Raw genomic sequence first — 4,721 nt, 5'->3', positions numbered from 1 at the left:
CATAAAAGAAATTTGATTAGCTCAAATTGTTTTGCTGGCATCATTTTGATGTCCAAAATTTTGTTTCGTTCACTAGCAAGGCTAGCAACTCAACTTTATTGATTACGTTTTGCTTGTTCAGTTTTCAAGGTTCATTTTTATTGATTGTCCTGCGACAAGAATTAATACTATCAGAATAAAATACAATAGTCAATAACTATTTTAATATTTTTTCGTAGTCGAAGTGACAGGTTCTATAATATTACATAATAACATTTTATCTGCTAACACTTTCCTTCAATTGTTTAACACTACGAATCGCTGCTCCGATTTCGTTAGGAGGTAAAGATGAAAAGGAAGAGCGGTGTACTTTAATGTCCGCTGTGATATTTGGTTATAAAGATACATTGAAAGTCGTCAAGATAGAGAACCGGCAACTTTTGTTACTGAAAGACATCCTTTTTTGCAGCCCCATCAATAAAAACACAGTTACGCTACACATCTATGAAACATTGGCGCAACCATGGAAGTAATTCAAATTTTGATGGGAGCATGATAAATGTGTAACTACTAGGAAAATATCAGAAGTACGTTTAGCTTATTTAAAATCGTTAAAATCATTGAATCGAAATTTCAAACTCAGACTTAAATAATATATAACGAAACCAGACACGTTTTTTGAACGTTCTGGTTTCTTTTAAATTAATATTTATTTATCTACATTAAAACCTTTTAATAAATCTGCAAAAGCATTATTCAAAGGCTCTGCTTCTTTCTCTTGCTGCTTCATGTACTTTTGTACACTACGTTTATCCACTTTACCTCCACCTTCTTTTTTACGGCGAGCTTCAAAAGCAGATAACTTCTCACGATAGCCACACTTACATACGAAGATTTGACCATCACCTTCGCCACGTAATTCAAGCTTTTTCTTACACTGAGGACAACGTGCATTCGTCACACGCGACACATTCTTACGGTGACCACATTCACGATCTTGGCAAACAAGGATTTTACCTTTTTTCCCGTTCACTTCAAGCATTGGCTTACCGCAATCAGGGCAAGTTTTTGTTGAAATATTATCATGCTTAAATCTCTTATCGCTATTTTTAATATCAGCTACAATTTCTTTTGTATGTTGCTTCATTTCATTAATGAAGGTTTCTTTTTTCAGTTTGCCTTTAGCGATTAATTCTAGCTTTTGCTCCCATTCGGCTGTTGTTTCAGGAGATTTTAACTCATTAGGAACTAAATCAAGTAACTGACGACCTTTAGAAGTGATATGAATATCTTTACCACGCTTTTCAATTAGGAATGAATTGAATAACTTATCAATAATATCGGCTCGTGTTGCCACCGTTCCTAATCCACCTGTCGATTTTAACGTATCAGCAAGCTGCTTATTTTGCGTGTTCATATACTTTGTAGGATTTTCCATTGCCGATAAAAGTGTAGCCTCAGTAAAACGTGCTGGAGGCTTCGTTTGCCCTGATGTTTGAGTAATTAAATTTACTTTTAATACTTGGCCTTTTTCGAGACGAGGCAATAATTGCTCCTTCACATCTTCGCTTGATTCCTCATCATCAAAGCGATTTGAGTAAACTTCTTTCCATCCGGCAGAAATTACTGTTTTCCCACGAGCAATGAATTTTTCGTTGCCAATTTGACCTTGCACGGTTAACTGTTCATATTCATAAGCTGGGAAAAGCACCGCTAAGAAACGTTTTACAACTAAATCATAAATTTTACGTTCTTTATCGGTAAAGTTTGCAAAGTTCACGTATTCTTCTGTAGGAATAATTGCATGGTGATCAGATACCTTGCTGTCATCCACAAACGATTTATTCGCTTTAATTGGTTTTGAAAGCACTTTGTTTGCTAACGTTCGATATTCTCCTATACCGCATGCTTTTAATCGTTCTGGAAGGGTGCTAACGATGTCTGAAGATAAATATCGCGAATCAGTACGAGGATAAGTAAGCACTTTATGAGACTCATATAGTTTTTGCATGATATTTAATGTTTCTTTGGCTGAGTATCCAAATATTTTATTTGCATCACGCTGTAGCTCCGTTAAATCATATAACCCTGGAGAGAAAGACTTTTTCGGCTTACGTTCAATCTCGATTACTTTTGCATCTTGTTTATCTAATGAATTAACAATAGCATCCATTTTTTCTTTACTAAAGCTACGTGAATTACCACTCGCATCTTGCCATGTTAATTTTAATTCTTTTGTTTGTGCCTCAATTCCATAAAACGTTTGTGCCTTGAAGTTCTTGATTTCATCTTCACGAGCAGCAACCATTGCTACTACAGGAGTCTGCACTCGCCCTGTATTTAGCTGAGCATTAAATTTAGTAGATAGCGCTCTACTTGAATTCAATCCCAAATACCAGTCTGCTTCACTACGAGCTACAGCAGCTTGATATAGATTGTCGTAATTCTTTCCAGGTTTTAAGTTTGCAAAACCATCTTTAATTGCCTTATCAGTAACAGATGAAATCCATAGACGCTTGATTGGTTTATTCACTTTCGCACGATCAATAATCCAACGAGCCACTAATTCCCCTTCACGTCCGGCATCTGTTGCGATGATAATTTCATTCACATCATTACGTGTAAGTTGAGATTTAACTGCATTATATTGCTTACTTGTTTGTTTAATTGTTGTTAATTTCAGACGCTCTGGTAGCATTGGTAAATCTTCTAAGTTCCACTTTTTATATTTTTCATCATAGCTCTCTGGGTCGGCTAAAGTGACTAAGTGGCCTAAAGCCCATGTAACAATATATTTATCTCCTTCAATATAACCATTCCCTTTTTTGTGACACTTCAGCACGTTTGCTATATCACGTGCAACTGAAGGTTTTTCTGCTAACACTAAACTTTTAGCCATATATAACATCCTTTCGTACTTCCTAATGTTTAATATAGCACATGCTTTATACTTAAACTTCTTTTAAGCAAATCAGAAAATTAACTGTAAATTAACAGGAATTCTCTCTTAGATGCTATACAACGCTTATTAGAGCTTCGCGGCGAAGGAGATGGTCAAATCCTTGTATGTAAATGTGGCTATCGTGAGAAGTTATCTGCTTTTGAAGCTCGCCGTAAAAAAGAAGGTGGGGGCAAGGTCGATAAACGTTCCGTACAAAAGTACTTAAAGCAACAAAATAATGAGGAATCTGTAAACAACGCACTCGCTGAAATCCTAAAAGGTTTAAAGTTTGATAACTATAAAGAGCAAATTCACATTCAGTGTGAATTTGCTCTTTTATTATGCATACTCAAATCCTCTCAACATATCTTGAATTAACTGAATATTCCATATATATAAAAGGAGGTTTTTAATGGAAGCAAAAAATTTTAGGCCTCGTAATGTGATTTTTATGACCATTGTTGTTGGTGTATCTGTGTTAATTGGTCAGTTAATTTATGTGTTGTTTATTGATGTGCCATTCCCTTAGTAGCCTTATATCTTTAGCCGTCTGAGTAAATACTTTTCATTTTCTTTGATTTCCAAATGATTCGGTTTCCATTTTCGTGCCTCTAAGTTATGTTGATAGGCATTTTCGAATAGCCGTAACTCCCTATATAACAGACTTAGTTGTAAATGAGGTAACCATGTTGAGTAAGCTCGTTTTTGAATAGTCATTGAATCGACCGAAGCTTGTTGCAAAGCTTGTGAGTACCAGTAGATAGCCTCTTTATGTTTTGATTGCTCCATAAAAAATTGGCCCATTCGGCAACATGCTTCTGGCTTTGGTCGGTCATACAAGAAAGATTGTAAAATAGCTTGTTGAGCGTGATTATCATCCTGTAACAATCGAAAGCATTCCCCTATATGCAAACATGCTTCAATGCGATCATCTGTAGTGCCTAATTCGCTATCCAGAAATGTATTGTATTGATTAATGGCCTCTAGATAACGTTTATGCAGCTTTAATTCATTTGCATAATGAAATGAATCCCTTGCAGAAAAAGTATGTCCCTTTTGAATTAATCCTTCATAGATACATAAATTGCGATGAAGATCCTTTGTTAACGGTAAATGTGTAACAGCGATATCACTGTGAAAGAGCTGGCCAGATACCTTTAAAAATTCATGGACAGCACCCTGCCATTGAAAATGATTGGCTCTTTTTACTAGACGATACTTTCGCTCACTGCATTCCACTATTCCATCATCATCTAATACTAGGTAATGATCCATAGTGACAGCATCAACAGTTGGGTACAATGATTGCTTTAGTAGCAATAGTTTATGTTGGTTTTCCTTTGTCATAATATCGTCTGCGTCAACCCATAGAATATAGTCTTTTGTTGCCTGTTGAAAGGAAAAATTGCGTGCTTTTGCAAAATGATCGCACCATGGAAAATCAAAAATGCGAGAGGTGTAATTTTGGACAATATCTTTTGTACGATCAGTTGAGCCTGTATCAATAATATTCATCTCATCCACTATATGCCGAACCGAATCTAAGCATCTTTCAATCGTACATTGTGCATTTTTAACAATCATACATAAACTAATCGATACCATCTTTCCCCTCCTTCTCATGTAGTAATATACTATGCTAGTTCATCCCATTTTCGAAACAATTTTTCGTTATCCCCCTACTTTCTGGCTGACATTGTAAAATAAAAAAACGAACGCTGAACTGAACTGCACCCCAATTGTTAGACACATCTAACAATTGGAGGTGTAGTTTTTTTATGACGAAATTTACAAATGAACA

2 protein-coding genes and 1 pseudogene are annotated in these 4,721 nt (G+C 35.6%); 1 reads left to right on the top strand and 2 read right to left on the bottom strand.

From position 1 onward, the window contains the following. Positions 1–688: 688 nt before the first annotated feature. Positions 689–2,878, bottom strand: coding sequence for a DNA topoisomerase III (locus ACP3VS_RS23895; RefSeq protein ID WP_426390224.1), 2,190 nt, complete (start codon positions 2,876–2,878; stop codon positions 689–691). Between the two features lie 126 nt (positions 2,879–3,004). Between ACP3VS_RS23895 and ACP3VS_RS23890 the strand changes: the two are divergent. After that, positions 3,005–3,214 (top strand): annotated as a pseudogene (locus ACP3VS_RS23890) (hypothetical protein); the annotation flags it as partial. A 240-nt stretch (positions 3,215–3,454) separates the two neighbouring features. Here the strand turns inward: ACP3VS_RS23890 and ACP3VS_RS23885 are convergent. Beyond that, the gene (locus tag ACP3VS_RS23885) at positions 3,455–4,525 is read right to left on the bottom strand and encodes a glycosyltransferase family 2 protein (RefSeq protein WP_036166730.1); all 1,071 of its coding nucleotides are present in this window, start codon (positions 4,523–4,525) and stop codon (positions 3,455–3,457) included. Positions 4,526–4,721 lie beyond the last annotated feature (196 nt).

It is taken from the genome of Lysinibacillus sp. VIII_CA, from assembly GCF_049943995.1.
Taxonomy (GTDB): Bacteria; Bacillota; Bacilli; order Bacillales_A; family Planococcaceae; genus Lysinibacillus; species Lysinibacillus pinottii.
The sequence above is the reverse complement of the archived record's forward strand: the minus strand, read 5'-3'. Positions and strand labels throughout refer to the sequence as shown.

Coding starts and splice junctions, on each gene's coding strand:
- ACP3VS_RS23895 (WP_426390224.1), bottom strand. CDS start 2,878: ATGGCTAAAAGTTTAGTGTTAGCAGAAAAACCTTCAGTTGCACGTGAT.
- ACP3VS_RS23885 (WP_036166730.1), bottom strand. CDS start 4,525: ATGGTATCGATTAGTTTATGTATGATTGTTAAAAATGCACAATGTACG.